The organism is Streptomyces sp. NPDC110618, assembly GCF_055657065.1.
Map to the genome: position 1 here is coordinate 558,389 of NZ_JBVKBN010000002.1, position 19,029 is coordinate 577,417.

Annotated in this window: 19 protein-coding genes; 9 read left to right on the forward strand and 10 right to left on the reverse strand. The window is 68.7% G+C overall.

What is annotated here, in order from left to right; genetic code table 11:
• Positions 1–241: 241 nt before the first annotated feature.
• Positions 242–1,363, reverse strand: coding sequence for an ROK family protein (locus ACZ7L7_RS05725; RefSeq protein WP_471591500.1), 1,122 nt, complete (start codon positions 1,361–1,363; stop codon positions 242–244).
• A gap of 56 nt (positions 1,364–1,419) precedes the next feature.
• Between ACZ7L7_RS05725 and ACZ7L7_RS05730 the strand changes: the two genes are divergently transcribed.
• On the forward strand, positions 1,420–2,487 hold the full coding sequence (locus ACZ7L7_RS05730) for a Gfo/Idh/MocA family oxidoreductase (protein WP_472074985.1): 1,068 nt from the start codon (positions 1,420–1,422) through the stop codon (positions 2,485–2,487).
• Positions 2,484–2,981 carry a heme-degrading domain-containing protein gene (locus ACZ7L7_RS05735; protein ID WP_285510860.1) on the forward strand — a complete coding sequence of 166 codons (498 nt, stop codon included), beginning with the start codon at positions 2,484–2,486 and terminating at the stop codon, positions 2,979–2,981. The genes ACZ7L7_RS05730 and ACZ7L7_RS05735 overlap by 4 nt, the downstream gene beginning before the upstream one ends.
• 19 nt (positions 2,982–3,000) lie before the next feature.
• On the opposite strand, the gene ACZ7L7_RS05740 is transcribed toward ACZ7L7_RS05735, so the two are convergent.
• From ACZ7L7_RS05740 to ACZ7L7_RS05750, 3 genes are all read right to left on the reverse strand, one after another.
• Positions 3,001–3,858, reverse strand: a complete 858-nt coding sequence (locus tag ACZ7L7_RS05740; protein WP_471429032.1) for a fumarylacetoacetate hydrolase family protein — start codon at positions 3,856–3,858, stop codon at positions 3,001–3,003.
• A 121-nt stretch (positions 3,859–3,979) separates the two neighbouring features.
• On the reverse strand, positions 3,980–4,672 hold the full coding sequence (locus ACZ7L7_RS05745; RefSeq protein ID WP_471429030.1) for a YidC/Oxa1 family membrane protein insertase: 693 nt from the start codon (positions 4,670–4,672) through the stop codon (positions 3,980–3,982).
• Between the two features lie 87 nt (positions 4,673–4,759).
• Positions 4,760–5,071, reverse strand: a complete 312-nt coding sequence (locus ACZ7L7_RS05750; RefSeq protein WP_453602789.1) for a DUF6412 domain-containing protein — start codon at positions 5,069–5,071, stop codon at positions 4,760–4,762.
• A 357-nt stretch (positions 5,072–5,428) separates the two neighbouring features.
• On the opposite strand from ACZ7L7_RS05750, the gene ACZ7L7_RS05755 reads away from it, so the two are divergent.
• Positions 5,429–6,904 carry a glycoside hydrolase gene (locus ACZ7L7_RS05755; RefSeq protein ID WP_472074988.1) on the forward strand — a complete coding sequence of 492 codons (1,476 nt, stop codon included), beginning with the start codon at positions 5,429–5,431 and terminating at the stop codon, positions 6,902–6,904.
• Positions 6,905–6,971: 67 nt separating this feature from the next.
• Positions 6,972–8,003, forward strand: a complete 1,032-nt coding sequence (locus ACZ7L7_RS05760; RefSeq protein WP_472074990.1) for an SEC-C domain-containing protein — start codon at positions 6,972–6,974, stop codon at positions 8,001–8,003.
• 14 nt (positions 8,004–8,017) lie between these two features.
• Here the strand turns inward: ACZ7L7_RS05760 and ACZ7L7_RS05765 are convergent, their stop codons facing one another.
• Both ACZ7L7_RS05765 and ACZ7L7_RS05770 read right to left on the reverse strand, forming a co-directional pair.
• The gene (locus ACZ7L7_RS05765; RefSeq protein ID WP_453602792.1) at positions 8,018–8,476 is read right to left on the reverse strand and encodes an SRPBCC family protein; all 459 of its coding nucleotides are present in this window, start codon (positions 8,474–8,476) and stop codon (positions 8,018–8,020) included.
• Between the two features lie 309 nt (positions 8,477–8,785).
• Positions 8,786–9,784, reverse strand: coding sequence for a YDG/SRA domain-containing protein (locus ACZ7L7_RS05770; RefSeq protein WP_472074992.1), 999 nt, complete (start codon positions 9,782–9,784; stop codon positions 8,786–8,788).
• Positions 9,785–10,008: 224 nt separating this feature from the next.
• On the opposite strand from ACZ7L7_RS05770, the gene ACZ7L7_RS05775 reads away from it, so the two are divergent.
• Entirely contained in the window at positions 10,009–13,083 is a 3,075-nt protein-coding gene (locus tag ACZ7L7_RS05775; protein WP_472075101.1) for a DEAD/DEAH box helicase, read from the forward strand.
• A 5-nt stretch (positions 13,084–13,088) separates the two neighbouring features.
• On the opposite strand, the gene ACZ7L7_RS05780 is transcribed toward ACZ7L7_RS05775, so the two are convergent.
• Positions 13,089–13,754: an ATP-binding protein gene (locus tag ACZ7L7_RS05780; protein WP_472074994.1), complete on the reverse strand. Its 666-nt coding sequence runs from the start codon at positions 13,752–13,754 to the stop codon at positions 13,089–13,091.
• 206 nt (positions 13,755–13,960) lie between these two features.
• Between ACZ7L7_RS05780 and ACZ7L7_RS05785 the strand changes: the two genes are divergently transcribed.
• From ACZ7L7_RS05785 to ACZ7L7_RS05795, 3 genes are all read left to right on the forward strand, one after another.
• Complete coding sequence (locus tag ACZ7L7_RS05785) at positions 13,961–14,806, forward strand: helix-turn-helix domain-containing protein (protein WP_250744455.1); 846 nt, start codon at positions 13,961–13,963, stop codon at positions 14,804–14,806.
• Positions 14,806–15,012: a DUF397 domain-containing protein gene (locus ACZ7L7_RS05790; protein ID WP_250744454.1), complete on the forward strand. Its 207-nt coding sequence runs from the start codon at positions 14,806–14,808 to the stop codon at positions 15,010–15,012. The genes ACZ7L7_RS05785 and ACZ7L7_RS05790 overlap by 1 nt, the downstream gene beginning before the upstream one ends.
• Positions 15,013–15,237: 225 nt before the next feature.
• Positions 15,238–15,735: a peptidylprolyl isomerase gene (locus ACZ7L7_RS05795; RefSeq protein WP_093720834.1), complete on the forward strand. Its 498-nt coding sequence runs from the start codon at positions 15,238–15,240 to the stop codon at positions 15,733–15,735.
• A gap of 79 nt (positions 15,736–15,814) precedes the next feature.
• Here the strand turns inward: ACZ7L7_RS05795 and ACZ7L7_RS05800 are convergent, their stop codons facing one another.
• Complete coding sequence (locus ACZ7L7_RS05800; RefSeq protein WP_250744453.1) at positions 15,815–16,594, reverse strand: alpha/beta fold hydrolase; 780 nt, start codon at positions 16,592–16,594, stop codon at positions 15,815–15,817.
• Positions 16,595–16,706: 112 nt separating this feature from the next.
• On the opposite strand from ACZ7L7_RS05800, the gene ACZ7L7_RS05805 reads away from it, so the two are divergent.
• Entirely contained in the window at positions 16,707–17,009 is a 303-nt protein-coding gene (locus ACZ7L7_RS05805) for a hypothetical protein (RefSeq protein WP_093720832.1), read from the forward strand.
• Between the two features lie 4 nt (positions 17,010–17,013).
• Here the strand turns inward: ACZ7L7_RS05805 and ACZ7L7_RS05810 are convergent, their stop codons facing one another.
• Positions 17,014–17,376, reverse strand: a complete 363-nt coding sequence (locus ACZ7L7_RS05810) for a VOC family protein (RefSeq protein WP_250744452.1) — start codon at positions 17,374–17,376, stop codon at positions 17,014–17,016.
• A 108-nt stretch (positions 17,377–17,484) separates the two neighbouring features.
• Complete coding sequence (locus ACZ7L7_RS05815) at positions 17,485–18,975, reverse strand: MFS transporter (RefSeq protein ID WP_472074997.1); 1,491 nt, start codon at positions 18,973–18,975, stop codon at positions 17,485–17,487.
• Positions 18,976–19,029: the final 54 nt, after the last annotated feature.

Sequence of the window (19,029 nt, forward strand, 5' to 3'; positions counted from 1 at the left end):
CGGACGCCCCTCCCCTTCAGGCGATCCCCCGGCAGGTCGGCCCCTCAGCCGATCCCCCGGCCTGGTCGGCCTCAGCCGATCCCCCGCCCGAACGGACGCCCCTCACCCTCAGCCGATCCCCCGCCCGATCCGACGCCCCCTCAGCCGATCCCCCGGCCTGGTCGGCCTCAGCCGATCCCCCGCCCGAACGGACGCCCCTCACCCTCAGCCGGTCCTCCGCCCGATCCGACGCCCCTCACCCTCAGCCGATCCCCCGCCCGAACACCGGCCCCAGCAGCAGCTGCGCCGCCCCCTCCGCCACCTCCCGCCCGGCGCCGGGTGCAAGGCGCACCGGCACCGGCTCCTCACCGACTCTCCGGGCGCGTGCGGCGAGGACGTCCGCGACGCCCCGTACGAAGTACTCCGGGCGGGCCGCGACCGTACGGCCGCCCAGCAGGACCACGTCGATGTCGAGGAGCGCGACCAGGTTCTGGGCGCCCGTGCCGAGCACCCGGGCCGCCTCCTCGAAGTCGCCGCGGTCCACCGCCGCCAGGCACAGCGCCTCCACGCACCCGCGGTTGCCGCACTCGCACACCGGCCCGTCGAGCTGGATGACCTGGTGCCCGAACTCCCCGGCCCCCGTCCGCGCGCCGCGGTGCACTACGCCCCCGAGCACCAGTCCGCCGCCCAGGCCCGCACCGAAGTGCAGATAGGCGAAGGACTCCCCCGCCCCACCGGCCGCGAGCCCGAGGGCGGCGGCGTTCGTGTCCTTGTCGACCACTACGGGCACCCCGAGCCCGCCCTCCAGGGCCTCCCTGAGCGGGAAGCGGTCGAACTCGGGGTATCCGGTGACCTTGTGCAGCACACCGTGGGTGTGGTCCAGCGGGCCGGGCAGGCCCACGCCCACCCCGAGCAGCGCGCCGACCGCCCGCTCCCCGAGCAGCGCCTTCACCTCACGGGTGACTCCGTCCACGACCGCCGTACTGCCCGCGCCGAGCCCGAGCGGTGCCGTCCGCTCGGCCACCACCGTGCCGGTGAGGTCCACCAGCACCGCCCGCAGCGCATCCCGGTCCAGGTGGACGCCGACCGCGTGCCCGGCCTCCGGGACCAGGCGCAGCACGGTGCGCGGCTTGCCGCCGGTGGACGCCCGCTGCCCCGCCTCCGTCGCCATGCCCTCGGCCCGCAGCCGTGCGGTGATCTTGCTGACGGCCTGCGGGGTCAGCCCGATCCGCTCCGCCAGCTCCAGCCGGCTGATCCCGTCCGGACCGGCGGTCCGCAGCAGATCCAGCACCAGCGCGGCGTTGTGGCTGCGCAGCCCCGGCAGATTCACCCCGGCCGCCGCGCCGCCCACCCCCGTGCCACTGATTCCCCTTGTCCTGCTCACGCCCCCATTCTCTCCACCGCTTGCACTTTGGCAACAGCGTTGCGAAAGTAGGAGCCATGACTGGCACACCTCTGCGCACCGGCCTGATCGGCTACGGCCTCGCCGGCTCCGTCTTCCACGCCCCGCTGATCACCGCCACCGAGGGCCTGGTCCTCGACACGGTGGTCACCGCCAACCCGGAGCGCCAGCAGCAGGCCCGCGCCGGGCACCCGGACGTCCGGATCGCCGCGAGCCCCGACGAGCTGTTCGCGCGCGCCGGCGAGCTCGACCTGATCGTCATCGCCTCCCCGAACAAGACGCACGTCCCGCTGGCCACCGCCGCCCTGAAGGCGGGCCTGCCGGTCGTCGTGGACAAGCCGGTCGCCGGCACCGCCGCCGAGGCCCGTGAGCTGGCGGCGCTTGCCGAGGAGCGCGGGCTGCTGCTGTCGGTCTTCCAGAACCGCCGCTGGGACAACGACTTCCTCACTCTCCGCAAGCTGATCGCGGAGGGCGAGCTGGGCGACGTCCAGCGCTTCGAGTCCCGCTTCGAGCGCTGGCGGCCCCAGCTCAAGGGCGGCTGGCGCGAGTCCGGCGACCCGGCGGAGATCGGCGGTCTCCTCTACGACCTCGGCAGCCATGTCGTCGACCAGGCGCTGACCCTCTTCGGCCCCGCCGCCACCGTCTACGCCGAGTCCGACATCCGCCGTCCGGGCGCCGAGACCGACGACGACACCTTCATCGCGATCACCCACACCAACGGCGTCCGCTCGCACCTGTACGTCTCCGCCACCACCGCCCAGCTCGGCCCCCGCTTCCGGGTCCTCGGCTCCAAGGCCGGCTACGTCAAGTACGGCCTCGACCCCCAGGAGGCGGCCCTGCGCGAGGGCGAGCTGCCCGGCGAGGGCTGGGGCACCGAGCCGGAGGAGCTGTGGGGCCGGGTCGGCGCCGGAGAGTCCCCGCTGACCGGCGGCGGGCGCCCCGAACCGACCCTCCCCGGCGACTACCCCGCGTACTATGCGGCCGTGGCCAGGGCCATCGCCGAGGGCGGCACCAACCCGGTGACCGCTCTGGAGGCGGCCGCCGCCCTCGACGTGCTGGAGGCGGCGCGCCGTTCGGCCCGTGACGGAGTGACGGTGACGCTGTGACGGTCAAGAACGGGTTCACCCCGGAAATCACCCCGACCATCGAAGAGCTCCAGGCGCAGGAACGCCGCCTGGTCTTCCGGGAGTTCACCGCCGAGGACGCCTGGCGGCTCGGCTCCCTCCTGGTGGAACTGGCCCGCGAGCGCCAGGCGCCGGTGGCCATCGACATCCACCGCGCGGGCCAGCAGCTCTTCCACGCCGCGCTGCCCGGTGCCACTCCGGACAACGACGCGTGGATCGCCCGCAAGCGCCGGGTGGTGGAGCGCTACCACTCCTCCTCGTACCTGGTCGGCGCGAAGGCGCGGGCCAAGGGCACAACCTTCGAGGAGTCCTCCCGCCTCGACCCCGACGTCTACGCCGCGCACGGCGGCTCCTTCCCCCTCAGGGTGGAGGGGGTCGGCGTCATCGGCGCGGTGACGGTGAGCGGCCTGCCGCAACTGGAGGACCACCGTTTCGTGGTGGAGGCGCTGGAGGAGTACCTCAGCAAGTCGCAGTAGGAACCCGGATGTCGAGGGGTTAGGCGCTCTTGAGTTCCTGCCGCTGGCGGCCCAGCCCCTCGACCTCCAGCTCCACGACGTCCCCGGGCCGCAGGAACGGCTTCGGCTCGGGCTGCCCGAGGGCCACGCCCGCGGGCGTGCCCGTGTTGATGACGTCGCCGGGGTAGAGGGTCATGAACTGGCTGACGTAACGCACGACTTCGCCGACCGGGAAGATCTGCTCGGCGGTCGTGCCGTTCTGCTTCAGCTCGCCGTTGACCCACAGCCGCAGGGACAGGTTCTGCGGGTCGGGCACCTCGTCGGCGGTGACCAGCCACGGGCCGAGGGGATTGAACGTCTCGCAGTTCTTCCCCTTGTCCCAGGTCCCGCCCCGCTCGATCTGGAACTCCCGCTCGGACACGTCGTGCGCGACGGCGTATCCGGCGACATGGCCGAGCGCGGCCTCGGCGGACTCCACATAGCGCGCGGTACGGCCGATGACGACGGCCAGCTCCACCTCCCAGTCGGTCTTGGTGGAGCCGCGCGGCACGAGCACGGTGTCGTTCGGGCCGACCACCGTGTCCGGAGCCTTGAAGAAGACGACCGGCTCGGCGGGCGGCTCGGCGCCGGTCTCGCGGGCGTGGTCGTGGTAGTTCAGCCCGATGCACACGATCTTGCCGATCCGCCCGAGCGGCGGCCCGATCCGCAGCCCGGCCGGGTGCAGCACGGGCAGCTCCCCGGCGTCCGCCGCCGCACGGACGCGCGCGAGCGCCTCGTCGTCGGCGAGCAGCGCGCCGTCGATGTCCGGCACGACGCCCGACAGATCGCGCAGCACCCCGTCGCCGTCGAGCAGCGCGGGCCTCTCCGCGCCCGCCGTACCGACTCGCAGCAGCTTCATGGTCACAATCTCCCTCGATCGCGGGGGCGCCCGCCGACGCGTGCGGCTGCCGGAGGACTTGGCCGATCCTCCAAGGCCGAGGTCCACTCCGCAAGACCCGGTTCACGTACTGGACCGTTAGTCATCGGCTCCGGTACAGCACCGCCCGCTCCACGGCACTCCAGGTCGAGCTGGTCACCATGTACAGCCCGGCGGCGAGCGGGACGACTGCGACGGTGATCAGCGTGAAGAAGGAGACGTACGGCATGACCGCGCTGATCGCCCCGGCACCCGGGGTGTCCAGCGGCACGCTGTCGGCCATCTGCGCCTTGGTGCGGCGGTAGGTGAAGAGGGCGACGACGGTGACGAGCGCGAACAGCGCGCCGTAGACGAGCAGGGCGGTCCCGCCGTCGCCCAGCGCCCCGGCGAGCCGCCCGCCGAGCGGCGCGCCGAACAGCTCGTGCTCCAGGAGCCCATTGGCCCGGCCGCCGATCTCGGAGCTGGAGAACAGGTGGTAGAGCAGGAAGAACGCGGGCAGCTGGAGCATGCTCGGCAGACATCCCGCCAGCGGCGACACCTTGTGCTCGGCGTGCAGTTCCAGCACGGCCCGCTGGAGCTTCTCGGGGTTGCGCCCGTGCCGGCGGCGCAGCTCGGCGATCCGCGGCTGGAGCTCGGCGCGGGCCTTCTGACCCCGGGCGGCGGCGCGGGAGAGCGGGAGCACCAGCAGCCGTACGAGCATGGTGAACAGGACGATCGCGGCGGCGGCCGCCGAACCGTGGAAGAGGGGCTGGAGCAGCTCGGCGAGCTGCTCGACAAGGCGGGCGAAAGCGGACATGGGTGAGCCCTCCGAGGGTCTCGTCGTGCCGGGATGAGGACATGGCGGCATGACGACCCGCGCGGGGTCACAGCTGAGGGTGCGGCCCTACGCGGCGGTCGCCTGGAGGGCGAGTCCGGGGGCCCGTGGACGGGTGCGGCCCCGGGCGTCGGGGTCGCGTTGCGGCAGGAAGGCGGTACGCCGGTCCCGGTCGCGGATGGCCGTACGGACCCGGGTGGGCGGTACGGCGGGGGCGCAGCGCGCGGCGATGACCGAGCAGACGACGAGCGCGGCACCGGCGGCGGCCGTCGCGGCGAGGGCGACGGTGGCGAAGAGGCTGCCCGAGTCCAGGAGCAGGACGTCGAGGAGAAGGGCGAGGAGGAGGACGTGGGCGCTCCGGCGCTCGGTCAGCGCGGTCATCGCGATCCCCCCTCCTGGTGGTGCAGTTGCTCCCCGTTATACCGATAGTTATACCTCAGCGCGGTGGCGCGCGAGGGTCTGTGTTCCGGTGCCCGGCGAGGGCGAAGTCGCCGGGGCGGCCGGACTGTTGGGTCCGGGGGTGGTGGACTCCCGGGGTTCCGCCTCCGGATGCCGCTCCCACTCCCGCGGGCGCGGCGGGGTGAAGTCACCAAGGTTTCCGGGCCCGTTCGACACTTCGTACAGCGGTTTGAGAAAGGGCTGTCACAACCCTCGACAAGCCCTGCGGGCCACCCCGATGCTTCCTCGTGGCATGGCATGTACGGGACAGTCGAAGCGGCGAGGGCGGAGACAGACACCATGATCCGACGCAGAACTCTGCTGGGAGCGACGGCCGGAGCGGTCCTCGGCGGCGGCGCCCTGGCAACGGGCACCGCACACGCGGACGCGACGATCGCCGTCAACCCGGGAACCAGGTACGGCACCTGGGAGGGCTGGGGCACCTCGCTGGCCTGGTGGGGCAATGTCTTCGGCACCCGGGACGACTTCGCCGACCTGTTCTTCACCACCAAGTCGGTCACGTACAACGGCACTTCACTGCCCGGCCTGGGCCTGAACATCGCCCGCTACAACCTGGGCGCGTGCAGCTGGAACAGCGTCAACGGCGAGCGGATGGTCGAGTCGCCGAACATCCCCGCGTTCAAGCAGATCGAGGGCTTCTGGCAGGACTGGAACAACGAGGACCCCACGTCCTCGGCCTGGGACTGGACGGCGGACGCGGCTCAGCGCGCGATGCTGGTGAAGGCGGCGCAGCGGGGCGCGGTCACCGAGCTGTTCGCCAACTCCCCGATGTGGTGGATGTGTTACAACCACAACCCGTCCGGCGCCGCGGACGGCGGCAACAACCTCCAGAGCTGGAACTACCGCCAGCACGCCTCCCACCTGGCCGCGGTCGCCCTGCGCGCCCGCACCGACTGGGGCGTGAACTTCGCGACGGTCGACCCCTTCAACGAACCGGCGTCGTCCTGGTGGACCGCGACCGGCACCCAGGAGGGCTGCCACCTGGACCCGGCGGTACAGGCGGCCGTACTCCCGTACCTGCGCGGCGAGCTGGACAAACGCGGCCTGTCATCGGTCCGTATCTCCGCCTCGGACGAGACGAACTACGACACGGCGCGCAGCACATGGGCGAGTTTCGGCGCGTCGACGAAGGCACTGGTGTCCCAGGTGAACGTGCACGGCTACCAGGGCACGGGCGGCCGACGGGACCTGCTCCACACGGACGTGGTGACCACGGCGGGCAAGAAGCTGTGGAACTCCGAGACGGGCGACAGCGACGGCAGCGGCCTGAGCATGGCCCGCAACCTCTGCTACGACTTCCGCTGGCTGCACCCGACGGCGTGGTGCTACTGGCAGGTGATGGACCCGTCGACGGGCTGGGCGATGATCGCGTACGACGCGAACACGCTCCAGCCGACGACGGTGCAGCCGAAGTACTACGTGATGGCCCAGTTCAGCCGCCACATCCGCCCGGGGATGACGATCCTGGACACGGGGGTGAGCTACGCGGCGGCGGCGTACGACGCGGGAGCCCGCCGCCTTGTCCTGGTAGCGGTGAACACCTCCACATCCCCCCAGACCCTGACCTTCGACCTCTCCCGCTTCACGACGGTGACGGGCGGATCGGGCGGCGCGGTCCCCCGCTGGAACACGGTGACGGGCGGGGGCGACATGTACCGGGCGTACACGGACACCCGGCTGAGCGGGAAGTCGGTGAGCGTGCCGTTCGCGGCGGGCGCGGTGCAGACACTCCACGTGGACGGTGTGACGATCTGACCTCCGGCGGGCGGCCTGGCCTGCGCATACCTCACGCTCGCCGGGCCCCCGCAGTACGGTGTCCCTCATGCGCCCCGACACGCCTGCCGAGAACGTCGACCACACCGCCGAAGCGGCACGCCTGGAGCGGACCGCCGGCCTGTATCCCGCGGACGCCGAGGCCCTGCTCCTCCAGGCGGCGGCCCACCTGGAACTCGCCGGCGACCGCCCCGCCGCGAGCACCCTCTACGACCGCCTGCTGTCCTCCGACTCCTCCCTGGAGAACCCGCACCTGGTGCGCGCCCTGAAGGCGTCGAACCTGTGGGAGTACGGCCACGAGGCGGAGGCCCGCGCGATCATCGACGGAGTCCGGGCGGCGGCCCCCCGGAACCCGGCGCCCTGGGTGATCGTGGCGGAGGCCCTGGAGTCCCACGACGAACTGGAGGCGGCGCACGAGACGTTCACGCAGGGGGTACGGCTGCTCCTGACCGACGTACCGGAACCGCCGTACGCGACCCACCCCCTCCTCTACGGCCGCCACCGGGTGCGCCGCATGCTGGGCGCGCCGCACGACGACTGGGACACCCTGGCCGACACGGTGCACCTGTCCCAGGCACCCCCTTCCTCGGGCGTCTCCCTGGACGAACTCCACGACCCGAAACGGATCTGGTCCCTGGGCTCGAACAACCCGGCGGAACTGGAGGCGGAGATCAGCCGCCTGCGCGCGGAACTGGGCGCGTACCGGGAGGCCCTGTCCCGCCCGTTCCCGGTGGCGGTCCTGCACTGGCCGAAGGCGGAACTGACCGAACTCCTGGAGGCGTACCCGGCGCTGGCGGAGGAGTACCCCTCGCACGCCGCCCACCTGTCGACCATAGAGGCGTCCCTGCGCGAACTGGCCGCGTCCGGAACCCCGAACCTGGGCATCGTGACCGGCACGGTCCCCTCCTACGAGGCCTTCGCGGCGTCGGAGGCCACGTCCCCCAGCGAGGTGTCCCTCCTCCCCCAGTACGCGACGACGCTGGCGGCACGGGGCCGGGCGGTGGAGTGGCCGCCGCAGCGGGGGGCGGCGTGCTGGTGCGGCTCGGGCGGGACGTACGGGGAGTGCCACGGGGCGGGGTAGGAGGGGGTACGGGGTCACCTTCCCTCGGCGGCGAGGGCCACATCCGCCAAGTCCTTGGCGATGGCCTTCCTGACGGCACCCGCCCCCAGCCGCCCCATCACCTTGGCCAGGAACCCCGCCGCCCCGCCCGTCGGGGTCGCCGAGAAGGTCATGCGGACGGTAGTCGTGATCGGCCCGTCCGCACGCAGGACCCACTCGGAGACGTAGTGACTCCCGTGCGACTCGGCCTCCACGACATACCGCTCGGGCGCCTCGCACTCGGTCACCCACATCTCCTCGGTGGCGTCCTTCCCGAACATCCGCCGAGTCTCCCGCCACCGGGTCCCCACCCCGAACCCCTCCCCGGCCAGCACCTCGACCTTCGACACCCCGGAGAGCGTCCGCTCCATCCCCCGCAGATCGGTCACGACCCCCCACACAACGCCCTGAGCTGCGGCGATCCGGCGCTCTACGGTGACGGAATTGGTGGTCATGGGTCCATGTAAGCACCGAGACCAGACGCTCGCCCGATATCCGCGGCCCCACCACCAGCAAGCCGCTAAGCCCGCCGGGCGTGCCCACGAAGCCGACCGCGCCCCACACCCCGGCCCACCTCCGCAACGAGCCCTGCCCGTCCCCACCTGGCCACCCGCTTTTCGGGGCCGCCCGCTCGCTTCCCTTCCGTGCTGGAGGGGACCGGGTCAAGGGTCGGCCCTCGGCCGATCGCCGAAGGCGACGCGGAGCGCCCTTGACGCGGTCCGCGGAAGCACGACACTGCGAAGAAGCGGGCGGCCCAACGGCGCCTAATTCGCAGAGGGCGCGCCCTTCTGCTCCCAATATTCACGGTGGTCACGTACATAACCGGGGTGCACCTTATGAGACCGCTGCCTCTTCAGCTTCGGTCGAAGGTTCACACCGAGCAGTCCGGCCTGCAGGACGATCGACCAATCCTCCTCTATGACTATGGCCCCTCTATCGAACAGCACGTGGCAATTGGCGCAGAGACACAGGATGTTCGGTTCGACATCGGGGCCGAAGTGCGGCTTACCCAGCGGCTTGATGTGAGCGCCCTCGCTGTACGGTTTCCCGTCCGGCCCGACCAAACGCAGACCGCAGGTCTGGCACTCGTGGTCGTACATGTCCTTGACGCGTTTAATCAGCGCACTGTCTCGCACCAGTCGCTGCACCCAGGAGGAACGCGCCTCGGGGAACTTCTCAGCTTCCGCCCGCCGCTCCTCCGCAGCGAGCAGCGCCTTCATGGCCTGCCGCTCCAGGCCCGAGACCTCCTGTAAGGAGTCAGGAAGGCGCTCCAGATCAAACTGGCAGATCTTGACCTCAGATCCATCGGGAGCGGGGTACTTAGAGATAGCCGTACGGATGCCGGTGATCTCGTATAGACCGTCGTAGCGGTACCCCTTGCCGGGCGAGTACCGCTTATCCCCTTCGTAGCCTCGGAACACTCGAATCAGATGGCCGCGCTCATAGCTCAATTGAAGCGCGGCATTGTCGGCATACTCCCAGGATTGACTACACCTGAGCTTAGTCTCGCCTGCCTCTTGGTACTTTTCCTTGTCTGGCGAAGCGCCGGTGTACAGAACCGTGTACCAGTCATCCGCATCGTCTGCGTATCCACCATTGAGCACAATGGCGTCGGAAACCCACCTGCCATCCCGATCTTTGAAGCGTGAGATGCCTCGCTGTAAGTCCGAGTGCAGCTTGGCATCGAATATTTCTCTGCGCCTCGGGAAGCAGGCCCCAGGCCCGACACCCTCGACATACCCGATCACACGTTCAGTCACCATGTGATCAATCTGGACCGCAACCGACCACTACTGTCAACTACCTTTTCCGCTCGGCTAGTTCAGTGGCGCATAGTGATCGCTCTTGGTCGCATACCCCTCGCGTGTCAGTCCCGCCTGTTACAACTGGCCCGTCAGCCCACGAACGCGGAGGAGCCAGCGTGAGCCACCCAGGGGACCTGTCGGAGCCGGTTGCCGGCCTGTACGAGGTGCTCATCACGGAGCGCATGCAGGGGCAGATGGCTCAGCTGCATACGGCTGGCTGGAAAGCGATCGAAGCCGAGGTCAGCGACGATTCCTCACCCCACGTCCTCGCTCGACACCTCGGGCAAGCCATAGGGCGCCGCCTCCGCCAGCTTCCGCCCGAGCAACGCGTGACCTTGACTAACGAGATCATCAAGTCACTGGCAGACCCGGCTACACCCGATCAGCCTGAGCTAGAGCTCATCGCCGAGGGACCACGACAGCTTCTCGCTCTGGCGGAACAAGAGGCTCCTGGCGTCTACGCCATGCGCCCACTCACCCCGCTGTCCGAGACCGCGCTCATCACCAACGCCCCCGAGGACCCGAGCCTCGGAAGCGAACTGCGCGCGGAACTTGCCACAGCAGATCGCATCGACCTGCTCTGCGCCTTCGTGAAGTGGTACGGCCTGCGCGTTCTCGAAGACTCGCTCCGCGCCGCCAAGGAGCGCGGTGTCCCCATCCGCGTCATCACAACCACCTACATCGGCGCGACGGATAGGCACGCCCTCGACCGCCTCGTGCGCGATTTCGGCGCCGAGGTAAAGGTCAACTACGAGCTTCGCTCAACTCGCCTGCACGCTAAGGCCTGGCTGTTCCGCCGTAGGAGCGGCTTCGACACGGCCTACGTAGGCAGCTCCAACCTCTCCAAGGCTGCGCTCCTCGACGGACTGGAATGGAACGTACGGCTCTCATCCGTCGCTACGCCTGCCGTACTGAGGAAGTTCGAGGCCACCTTCGACGCGTACTGGAATGACATCGCCTTTGAGTTGTACGACCCGAATGATGACGGCGAGCGGCTAGACCAGGCGCTGGCTCGGGCCGGTGGCACTGGTCTGACACCGGACCTCAAGATCAGCGTGTCGGGACTGGAGGTTCGTCCTTTCCCCCATCAACAGGACATGCTGGAGCGCCTGCGTGTGGAGCGTCAGGTCCGCGGTCGAACCCGCAACCTGCTGGTGGCCGCAACGGGGACCGGCAAGACCGTCATGGCTGCACTGGACTATCGGGGTCTGCGCAGGGAGCTGGGCAACGGCAACCCAACCTTGCTGTTCGTCGCCCACCGCAAGGAGATTCTCCACCAGTCCCTGCGCATCTACCGCGAGGTGCTCGACGACGCCTCCTTCGGTGAGTTGCTGTACAGCGGAAAGGAACTGCGCGAAGGCCAGCATGTGTTCGCAAGCGTCCAGTCACTCAATGCCCAGCGGCTGGAGCAACTCGCCCCTGATCGTTTCGACATCATCGTCATCGACGAGTTCCATCACGCTACGGCAGCCACGTACCGCCGGGTCATCGACCACTTCAAGCCGAAGCAACTCCTGGGCCTGACGGCCACGCCCGAGCGGATGGACGGGCTGAACGTTCAGGATGAGTTCTTTGATGGTCACATCGCGGCCGAGATGCGTCTGTGGGAAGCCCTGGAGAACGATCTCCTCTGCCCCTTCCACTATTTCGGCATCCCCGACGGCACGGATCTGACGAACCTCACCTGGCAGCAGGGCGCCTACGCTGACCGTGACCTCGACAACGTCTATACGGGCAACGACGCCCGCGCACGCATCGTCGTCAAGCAGATCCGTGACAAGGTCGCAGCGCCGGGTGCGATGCGCGCGCTCGGCTTCTGCGTAAGCAAGCGGCACGCGCACTTCATGGCTCAGTTCTTTGTCAAGGCTGGCTTCCAGGCCGTGGCTCTGGACAGTGACTCATCGGCCGAGGTCAGGGCGCAGGCGCTCGCTGACCTGCGGGACGGCAAGGTCCAGGTGATCTTCTCCGTCGATCTCTTCAACGAAGGGCTCGACATCCCCGACGTCGATACGTTGCTACTGCTCAGGCCCACGAACAGCGCCACTGTCTTCCTGCAGCAGCTTGGGCGAGGGCTGCGTCGCACCGAGACAAAGCCCGTACTGACAGTGCTCGACTTCATCGGGCAGCATCGCGCGGAGTTCCGGTTCGAGGAGCAGTTCCGTGCCATGACGAACCTGTCCCGCAATCGACTGATCGAGCACATCGAGCGGGACTTTCCCCAGCTGCCCTCGGGCTGCCAGATCCTCCTCGAAGGCAAGTCCAAGGACCTCGTCCTGGACAACATCCGCACGCAGCTTGGCGCCACCGTGAAGACGTTGGTGAAGGAGGTCAAGGACTTCCGCGCGCCTCGCCTAGCGGACTACCTCCGCGAGAGCAGGCGAGAGCTGAAGGAGCTGTACAAGAGCAGCAACTCCTGGACCGCCATCCTGCGCCGCGCTGGGCTGCTCAACGAGGCCGCGCCGCAGGGAGAAGCCGCGCTACTCAAGCGGGTGCACGCTTTCCTCCACGTCGATGACCCGGAACGGGCTGCGGCCTACGTTCGCCTCCTCGCCGACGACGCCCCGCCGTACGACGCGCTCTCCGAGCCCGAGCAGGCGTACGCCCGCATGCTCTTCTTTAACCTCTGGGATGACGCGGGTGGTTTCACCAGTTTTCAGGAGGGGCTCGAATCCCTCCGCTCGCAGGCAGCTCTACGGGACGAACTTAGCCAGGTCCTGCAACTCGCGATGGAGCAAGCCGATCACTTGCCCATCGCACTGTCGGACCCTCATTCCCACCTCCCCCTGAAGGTGCACTGCTCCTACAACCGCTCAGAGATCCTGGCCGCGCTGGGCGTAGCCCGCTTCGGCGGCCAGATGCCTCGATCGTTTGCGCAGGGTGTGCAGTGGGTGGAGGACATCCAGACAGATGCCCTCCTCATCACCTTGGAGAAGAACGAGAAGGACTTCTCCCCCTCGGTCCGCTACAAGGACTTCGCCTTGAGCCCCGAGCTCTTCCACTGGGAGTCCCAGAACGCCACAGCAGAGAACTCACCGACTGGTCTGCGCTATCAGCATCACGCCCGGCAGGGCAGCCACGTCCTGCTCTTCATGCGCCGCTACAAGAACACCGACATTGGCAAGCCGCACCCCTGGATGCTGCTCGGCCCTGCCACCTACGAGGAGCACAGCGGCAGCAAGCCAATGGGCATCACCTGGCGGCTCCACCACGAACTCCCGGCTGACGTCTTCACATACGCAGCCATCGCCGCCGGGTAGGCGATCTAGGCGTAGGAGCCGTTGTCCTCAGCCTGCACCTCGAATCGAGTCTGAGCGCGGTCCAGTACGTCGTCGGTGTCACGCCCATGCGCCCTCAACCAGTGGAGCACGTCCGTGATCACGTCGATGACCGCTTCCTCGGCGATGGAGGCGCCAAGTCTGCTGTGGCCGAGGCAGCTCGGGGAGTAGTCCGCCGTTCCGTAGAGGCTGAGTAACGCACCGGCGCGCGCCACGCTGTTTCCCTCGACATGCCCGTTCGGCGAGGTCAGCGCTGTTGCGAGCTCGCACCAGGTGATCTTCCGATCGGCACGACGCTGAACGCCCCACCGCTCTGCGACCGCATTGATCAATGCGACGCCTCGGCCCTCCTCGGAGGCACAGGCCGCGTCAACGAGGGTGGGCGAGGTGCCCGTATCCGGATCGTGCACCTCGATGCGTAGGCGGGTGCCCCGCATAAAGACGGCGAGGGTGGCCGGCGTCCCGCGTCCAACGTGCAGGATGACGTTGGTCGCCAGCTCGCTGACGCAGAGCTGAGCTGCGTCGATGAGCTGATGCAACCCCCAGATTCCCAGGTGGAGCCGCAACAGGCGCCTCAGTGCCCCCACTTCCTCAGGCTCCGCCTTGAACGGAAGAGTCCACGGTTTCCTCTGCATGCACTCGCCGCAATCCATTGCTCAGCTCCTCCACTCACCCACTGAGTCACGTGAAGTAACCATCACCACACTGAGAGTTGCACTGTAACTCTCAAAATGGAACTCTCATGAAGGCCGCTTCGGGAGCGCGGTGCCGCTTCGCGCGCCCCCCGCGCACGCCACCTTGCCCAGGCATTCGAACAACCGCGACGATCCACGAGAGATCGACGTGAGGGACGAGGAACATGCCCATCGGACCGACCACACGAAGGCGCCAACTGGGCGCTGACCTGCGCCGCCTCCGCGAGGCCACAGGATTGACCCTGGAAGAGGCAGGAGCCCGCGTAGGTATCTCCAAGGCCACACTCAGTCGCTACGAAACCAAGGAGGGCACGGTCAAATGGCCAGCGGTAGACGCTCTCTGTCGTGAGTACGGAGCCTCGGACGAAGAGCGGCAGGCTCTGGTCGAGCTGGCCAAGGGCGCCAAGATCCAGGGCTGGTGGCGCTCGCTCGCCGACCCGATCCCGGAGTCCATGAACCTCATGCTCACGCTGGAGGACGAGGTCGTTCGCGAGGACCACTACGCGTCCATGTACATCCCCGGCCTTCTCCAGACGCGAGCCTATGCGGAGGCTGTTCATCGAGCGTCAGAGGTTCAGTGCCCGGAGCGCGAGGTCCAGCACATGGTGGACATCCGTATGAAGCGCCAAGAGCTCCTCGACCGGGACGAGCCACCCCACCTCTGGTGCGTCATCGACGAAGCAGCACTGCGACGCCGCGTAGGCGGACAGTCAGTCATGCAGGCCCAACTGGAGCACCTGCTCACCGCCTCCCAACGCCCTCACGTCACCATCCAAGTACTGCCGTTCTCAACTGGCGCACACGCGGCCGCGGTCGGCAGCTTCGCCGTCCTACGCGGCCCAACCACCGAACTCGATGTGGTCTACGTGGACCTCCTCGGAGGTGGCCTATTCATGGAGAAGCGCCAGGAACTGGACCGCTATAGGTTGGCGTTCGAGTACCTCAGCGCACAGGCCCTCGACCTCGAATCCTCGGTGGAGATCATCCACCGCATAAGCAAGGAGACCTGATGAAGGCGTCCTCCCCGCACCACTGGTTCAAGTCCTCCTACAGCGGCGGCAGCGGAACCGAGTGCGTGGAGTGTGCCTACGTCACCGAGGCGACTCTGATACGCGACTCCAAGCACTCCAGTGGTCCTGTCCTCGCCATCAGCCCGAACGCCTGGCATCGCTTCGTGAGCGCCCTACGCGAGTGCGATCTGTCACTGCATGCCTAGTCCGCGCGCCGGACACCTCGGTTCGCTCTTTGCGAACCATGACACCCTCATGACCGGCGCTCTGCGCCACCGCTCGGGCGCCTCAAATCACCCACGTCGCAGGGCGAACACCCCGCCGGACGGCCGACACCGCACTCCTCCCAAAGAATGCCCCACCCCCACCACGAAGTCCGTGAAAACCCCCTGTGACTGTGGGACGGGAGTGGAGGGTGCAGGATGGGGGGTATGACGACCAAGGTCTACTTCGACATCACCATCAATGACCAGCCCGCCGGGCGGATCAACTTCAACCTCTTCGACGACGTCGTCCCGAAGACCGCGGAGAACTTCCGCGCGCTCGCCACCGGCGAGAAGGGCTTCGGCTACGCCGGGTCCTCCTTCCACCGGGTCATCCCGGCCTTCATGCTCCAGGGCGGCGACTTCACCGCCGGCAACGGTACGGGTGGCAAGAGCATCTACGGCGAGAAGTTCGCCGACGAGAACTTCCAGCTCAAGCACGACCGCCCGGGCCTGCTCTCCATGGCCAACGCCGGTCCGAACACCAACGGCTCGCAGTTCTTCATCACGACCGTCGTGACGGACTGGCTGGACGGCAAGCACGTCGTCTTCGGCGAGGTCGCGGACGAGAGCAGCATGGAGGTCGTGAAGAAGATCGAGGCCCTGGGCTCCCGCAGCGGCTCCACCTCGGCGAAGATCACGATCGCGGCTTCCGGTCAGCTCTGATCGGCGCACATCAGTTGTAAGTGGCACGGCCGGGGCGAGCTGTCGCCCCGGCCGGGGCCCAGGACGGGGCCGCGAAGGGTTACCGGGTCAGGAAGGCCCTCAGCGCCCCGTACAGCGCCTCCGGCGCCTCCAGGTGCACGTCATGCCCCGCCGTGGCGATCGTGCGCAGTTCGGCCTCGGGGCGTACCACCCCCATCGCCCGGAACTCCTCCTCCGGCATCCAGCCCTTCCCGCCCCTGATCACCAGCGCCCGCGCCGTCGTCCGGCGCCATTGCGGCCAGTAGTCCCGGCCTGCGGCGTCGGTGATCATGTCGACCATGACGTTCCGGTCGACGCGCGGCCACCAGCCGTCCGGCCTCTTCTCCAGGCCCCGTGCCCACGCCTCGTGGCCCAGGAAGTCGCGGGCCGCCTCGAAGGTCGGGAACGGCTTCGGCCAGCTGTCCAGCCAGGTGCCTATGCGTTCCGGCATCTCTACGGGGATCGGGCCCGGGCCCGCCTCTATCAGGACCAGGGACGACAGCAGCTCGGGGCGGGTCGCCGCCAGCAGGAGCGCGGTGTGGCCGCCCAGGGACTGGCCCACCACGGTCACGGCGGCGGGCGACAGTGACAGGTGGTCCATCAGCGCCGCCGCGTCCGCCACGCACGACTCCCGTGTGACCGAGACCGGGCGGCGCGTGCTCTCGCCGTGGCCCCGGGCGTCGTACGTCACCACGCGGTGGCCGTCGGACCGGAGGCGGGCCGTCAGGTCGTCCCACTCACCCCGGTGGCCCGCCAGGCCGTGGAGGAGGAGTACTGGGGAGCCCGGAGCCTCGTGGTCCTCGTACGCGATCTCCGTGCCGTCGGCGGTCACAAGCCGCACACGCTGCTCCATTCGGGTGAGTTCGGGGGGTTCGAGTGATCGTCGAGCCGGGCGATTAGCCTCTTTACCAGTAGTCGAGTCGATCAGTCGTACAGGCAGGAGGCCTACACACATGGCGAAGATTCCCAGCGCCGCGATCGCCGCGGGCGGGCTGGTCGGCGGGTACGGCGTGGCCCGGTGGACGAAGAAGCGGCCGCTCGGCGGGGCCGTGCTCGCCGCGGCCGGAGCCGTCGCCGCCAAGCAGTGGCAGCACCGGGCCGGTGGCAAGGCGGCCGGTGCGCTCACGGCCGCCTATGTCGCCGCCTTCGCCGGGTCCCACCCGCTCGCCAAGAAGGTCGGCGCCTGGCCCTCCGTGATAGGCGTGGCCGGGGCCGTCGCCCTCGCCTCCTGGGCGGTCGCCGACCGCAACAGCTGAAGAGCTAAGCCGCGCGGTGCGTCAGGACGTTCACCACACGGCCCGTCGGGTCGCGGACGAAGAAGCGGCGCACGCCCCACTCCTCGTCCCGCAGCTCCCGTACGATCTCCGCGCCCGAGGCCACGACCTCGGCGTACACCGCGTCCACGTCCTCGACCTCCACGCTGAGGTCGGGGACGAGCGGGGCGGTGCGTTCCTCGGTGAACAGGCTGATCTGGGCGGTGGGGTTGGACGGTGAGGCGAGGGTTCTCACCCAGCCCATGTCCATGGCTTCCTCGAAGCCGAGCAGGCCGTAGAAGGCACTGGACTCGGTCAGCGCCTTCTCGGAGTCGACCTGGATGTTCGGGACGATTCTGCGGATGGTCATCGGGCGGCGCGCCTCCAAGTTCGGAAGTCTCGGCAGCTTCGGGAGACTCGGAAGTCTCGACAGCGCGAGGAGACTCGGGAGTCTCAACCACCCTGCCAGTATCGGTACTTACGCCACCTGCTGCGAGGCCCGGTCCCCCACCTCCGACAGCGGACGCGCGATGTCCTCCAGCGACTGCCGTTCCGCGCGCACCGCGAGGAACGCCGCGACCAGGCCGGCCGCCGTCATCAGGCCCGCGCCGATCTGGAAGGCGAGCACGGTGTCGCCGACCACGCCGGACTCGGTGAGCTTGGCGAAGATCAGCGGGCCGCTGATACCGCCGGCCGCGGTGCCGAGCGCGTAGAAGAAGGCAATGGCCATCGCCCTGGTCTCCATCGGGAAGACCTCGGAGACGGTCAGGTAGGCGCTGGAGGCGCCCGCGGAGGCGAAGAAGAGGACCACGCACCAGCAGGCCGTCAGGGAGGTGGCGGTGAGGACCTCCTGGTCGAAGAGCCAGGCCGTGGCGAACAGCAGCAGACCGGAGAGGATGTAGGTCGAGCTGATCATGATGCGGCGGCCGACGGTGTCGAAGAGCTTGCCGAGCAGCAGCGGGCCGAGGAAGTTGCCGGCCGCGATGACGGCGAAGTAGTAGCCGGTGCTGCCGGTCGGGACGTCGTAGAAGGTGATCAGGATGGCGCCGAAGCCGAAGGTGATGGCGTTGTAGAGGAACGCCTGGCCGATGAAGAGGGACAGGCCGAGCACGGCGCGGCGCGGGTAGCGGGCGAAGACCGTGCGGCCGATCTCCACGAAGCTGATGCTCTTGCGCTGGTGGATGGTGATCTCACCGGCGGGCGGCGGCAGCGGCTCGCCCTTCTCCTGCTCGATCTGGCGTTCCACCTCGTCGACGAGTTCGTCCGCGTCCTCACCGTGGCCGTGGATGTACTGCCATCGTGGGCTTTCCGGGACGTGTCGTCGTACCAGCAGGATGACCAGGCCCAGGACGACGCCGAGGGCGAAGCTGAGCCGCCAGCCGAGGTCCTTGGGGAAGATCGCGGTGTCCAGCATCACGATGGAGAGCAGGGATCCGCCGATCGCGCCGAGCCAGTAGCTGCCGTTGATGATCAGGTCGACGCGGCCCCGGTAGTGGGAGGGGATCAGTTCGTCGATCGCGGAGTTGATGGCCGCGTACTCGCCGCCGATGCCGAAGCCGGTGAGGAACCGGAAGAGGAAGAACCACCAGGTCTCGAAGGACAGGGCGGTCATCGCGGTCGCCGCCAGGTACACGGCGAGGGTGACCATGAACAGCTTCTTACGCCCGTAGCGGTCGGTCAGCCGGCCGAAGAACAGGGCGCCGGAGCAGGCACCGGCCACGTAGAGGGCGGCCGCGGTGCCGGTGATCTGCGCGGAGGAGATGTCGAGGCCGCTGCCCTCCTCGGCGATCCGGCCGGCGACGTTGCCGACGATGGTGACCTCAAGCCCGTCGAGGATCCAGACGGTACCCAGGCCGATCACGATCATCCAGTGCCAGCGCGACCACGGCAGCCGGTCCAGCCGGGCCGGTACGGCGGTGGTGACGGTGCCGGCCTCTTTGGGCACGGGGGCGGACGCTGCTGCAGTCATCGGAACGGCTCCTTCCGGACACCTTGGCCCGGCCCGAGTGCCCCGCCGACCGGC